Raw genomic sequence first — 3,586 nt, forward strand, 5'->3', positions numbered from 1 at the left:
CCCTTGAGTTCGGTTGCGGGATCGTCCTCGCCGGACTCCTCGCCGGGGTGGCGGGTCTGTGCACGACGCTGCTGCTGCGCGCGGTCGAGCACCTGACCTACCACTACTCCTTCGGCACCCTGCTGGCCGGCGTCACCGGCAGCAGCCCGGTGCGACGCGCGGTGGGCCCGATGATCGGCGGCGCGCTGGCCGGGTTCGGCTGGTGGATGCTGCGCCGCCGTACCGAGGTGCCGCCACTGGCCGACACCATCGCCACCCATCGGCGCGTCCCCCACCTGCCGTTGACGATCGACGCTGCACTGCAGGTGCTCATCGTCGGCTCGGGCGCGTCTCTGGGTCGCGAGGGTGCGCCACGCCAATTCGCCGTCGCCCTCGGCGATGTCGGTACCTCGCGATGGGCGCTCACCGCGCGCGACCGAGAGATCCTGCTCTCCTGCGCGGCGGGGGCCGGTTTGGCGGCGGTCTACAGCGTGCCGGTGGGCGGTGCCTTGTTCGCCACCCGCATCATGCTCAAGACGTGGCACCCCCGAGTGCTCGGCACCGCCCTGATCACCTCCAGCCTCGCCGTCGCCGTCGCCTCGCCGGTCACACACGAGCGTCCAGCACTGGACTGGCCCGATCCGCAATTGTCTTATCTGCTAACGGCTTTCGCGCTCGTCCTGGCGCCAGTGGCCTTCGGCGTCGGGTTGGCATTCAACCACGTCATGGCGCGCGCACGGCCGGGCACAACGATGAAGTCCTGGCTGTTGATCCCGGCGATCGCCGCCGCGGGACTGATCATCGGCATCTGCTCGGTGTGGTGGCCAGAGTTGCCCGGCAATGGCAAGAGCATCCTGACGGTGAGCCTCAACAGCGGCCTGACACTGGGCGCCGCCGTAGTGATCCTGTTCCTGAAGCCCCTTCTCACCGCGGTGTACCTGCGCGCTGGCGCGGTCGGCGGCATGCTCACCCCCGCGCTGGCCACCGGTGCGGCGATGGGCTCGGTTGTGGCGCTGTCGATCAACACCTGGACCGAACACAGCGTCAGCGTCCCCGCGGTATCGCTCACGTGTGCCGCCGGTGTTCTCGCGATCACCCAGCGAGCGCCGGTGTGGGCCGCGATCTTCGTCTGGGAACTGGCCCACCCGCCGTGGTGGATACTCGCGCCGTTTCTGGTCGCCGCTCTCGCCGCGCATGGGCTGCGGGTGCTCGCCGAACGCCGCCACGCCGCCAGGGGTGCCGCGACGGAGCCAGCTAACAAGTAGGGGCATAGTCGCCGCCAGCCACCTGGGCAAAGCCTTCGTTTGGCGAATGCCTTTGCCATTCCAAAGCTCGGTCAGCGGTCAAAGTAGATGGCGGCCTGAGGGTGCCGATGGCAAATCCCGCAGCGATGGAAAAAGAGCCACATAACGCGGCTTATCCAGCCAACGTCAATTATAGCTAATTGCGTTTGTTAAGTAGTAGCTGAGCTACACCTAAATACCGGCCACTCCCATAGCTGAAGAACTGCATGACGCTTCGCTGTCGGGATTGCAAGAGTGCGCTGCCTGTATGTTGTGCCAGCTACTTGCCTTGGCAAAGGTTGCGGCATTCTTATTGAAGGGGCTGTCTTACGCATACGATAATTTTTGCCAAAAGCCATTATCGGCTCATATACAGGCGTAACTTCAAGGCGTCAGTACACACCCCGACTGCTTTAGGGGGTCAACATGAATCCGAATCCTGGTGGATTCTTCACACAACTGTTCGAACAGTTCATAGCACTGCTGTCGGCATTCTGTATCGTGCCGGCGCCGGCGCCGGATCGGTTCGAAGCTTTCGATGCCGGCACAGCGGGCGTCGTGGCGGAGGTCGCCGCACCGGCGATCGCCGAGCCGCGGGAACCGCTCGTTGTGCGAGTGATACAGACACAGATCACCGGCGCCATATCAATCGGCGAAGCACTCGCGCGCTCCGCCGACGACGTCACGTTCAGTGTCTTGGCCGTTCCGAGGACACTCGCCCGTGCCCTCGACGTGGGCGGTGTAGAAGCGCTGCCGGGCGGCGCCGCCACCGCTGCCGGCGGAATGGTCAGTGCACTGGAGAACGGTTCGACCCGTCTGATCGAGGCTCTCAGCGAGGCCATCCTGGCCCAACTCGGTCTCCTCGGCGGTGATGTGGGCCCGGCACCGAAGTTCGCGGCCGCGGTGGAGCCCGCACCGGGTCCGATTGGCACCGGGTCCGTCGAACTGGTGGTTCGGTTGCCACTCGCGGTGGGTGTTGCCGGTGCCGGTCTCCTCGGGACGGCCGCACAGGCCACCCTCATCGTGACAGGAGCAGTCGTCACGGCGATCACCGACATCGCGGAGGCGGCCATCCCTGCGCCCCCGCGGCCCGACGAGACGGAGAGGGTGGCCGCCCTCGAGCGACCCAGACTCACCCTCCCGCAGGCGATCGCAAGGGCGCCGGTCACCATCAGCGACGGCCTCACCAGAGCTGGTGGCGTGGTCGAGGAAGGCATCCAAACGGCACAGCGTGATTTCGAGCGCACCTTGACAGGGCGCTCGCCGGAGCGGGAAGTCGTTCGGGCCAGCGGTGCCGGTGACAACGAGGTCCTCGCGACCCCCGTTATCGCCGGTGATGACACCACCACTGCCGCCCGGGCGGAAGTCACGCGCCCGAATAGGCCCAGGCCGGTTCTGGGCGCGGTCAAGCCCGTCACGGACACCCTCAAGGCTGTGCGTGACGGGGTGCGGACGGCGTTGGGGCTTCCCCCGCGGAACCCCGGTCCCGCCGCTCAAAATGCCGACGACGGAGTCGACGGGGAGGTCGACGCCGCCACCGGCAGCTAGGCCGAAGAGTCACAGCTGACGCCTAGCAAAACGATCGGCCCCCTCGCACCCGGAGGGGGCCGATCTCTGTGCAACCTATTGTGGCTCCTTGACCCACTTGGCGGCGTCGGCGACGATGCCGACCGGGACGGCGCCGGACAAGCTGACGTTCTGCACGCGCGGGCCGGCCGCGACGATCGTGGTGTCCTGCAGGATCGGCAGCACGGTGGACATGTTCCACAGCCGGGGCTCGACGGCGTTGATCACCTCGCCGATGTTCTCGGTGCCCCGCAGCGCCGCGTCGATCTTCGGCTGGATGCTGCGATCACAAATACCGGTGAGGTTGCTCGGCGCCTGAACGAGCTCATCGGCTTCCGGCGCAGGGCTTCTCGTCGTCTGCGTCGGAGTGGTCGTGGCGTTCGCAGGCGGCGGGTTTGGGGTACGCGGCGTCCGAGTCGGCGCGGGCGACGGTGTCGGCGAGCCAGGGGTGGCGGTGGCCACCGGGGTGGCCTCCAGCGCCCGGCATCCGTAGCGAGAGGCCAGCGCGGTCGCGAGATCGCCCCCGGCGCGATGCCAGCCGACGATTGCGTCCACCCGGTTCTGTGTAAGCGCCTCGGAATACAGCGCCGGCGGATCCAACGCCAGCACCGATGCCTCGATGCCGACGTTGCGCAACTGGTCGGCGGCGGTATTGGCCACCGCCACCGATGTCGGGTCATTGGCCGCCACACCGAGCACCAGCGACAGCGGCACACCGTCCTTGGTGATCCGGCCGCGGTTGTTGTCCGGCACCGGCG

General features: G+C 67.2%; 2 protein-coding genes and 1 pseudogene. 2 read left to right on the plus strand and 1 reads right to left on the minus strand.

What is annotated here, in order from left to right:
- Positions 1-1,244 (plus strand): chloride channel protein (locus ACRDU5_RS16910; RefSeq protein ID WP_526615809.1); only part of this gene is annotated, 1,244 nt, incomplete at its 5' end.
- 444 nt (positions 1,245-1,688) lie between these two features.
- Complete coding sequence (locus ACRDU5_RS16915; RefSeq protein WP_526615810.1) at positions 1,689-2,810, plus strand: hypothetical protein; 1,122 nt, start codon at positions 1,689-1,691, stop codon at positions 2,808-2,810.
- A gap of 75 nt (positions 2,811-2,885) precedes the next feature.
- Here ACRDU5_RS16915 and ACRDU5_RS16920 read toward each other — a convergent pair.
- Positions 2,886-3,586, minus strand: a pseudogene (locus tag ACRDU5_RS16920) (ABC transporter family substrate-binding protein); the annotation flags it as partial.

It is taken from the genome of Mycobacterium sp. (assembly GCF_050701515.1).
Classification (GTDB): domain Bacteria; phylum Actinomycetota; class Actinomycetes; order Mycobacteriales; family Mycobacteriaceae; genus Mycobacterium.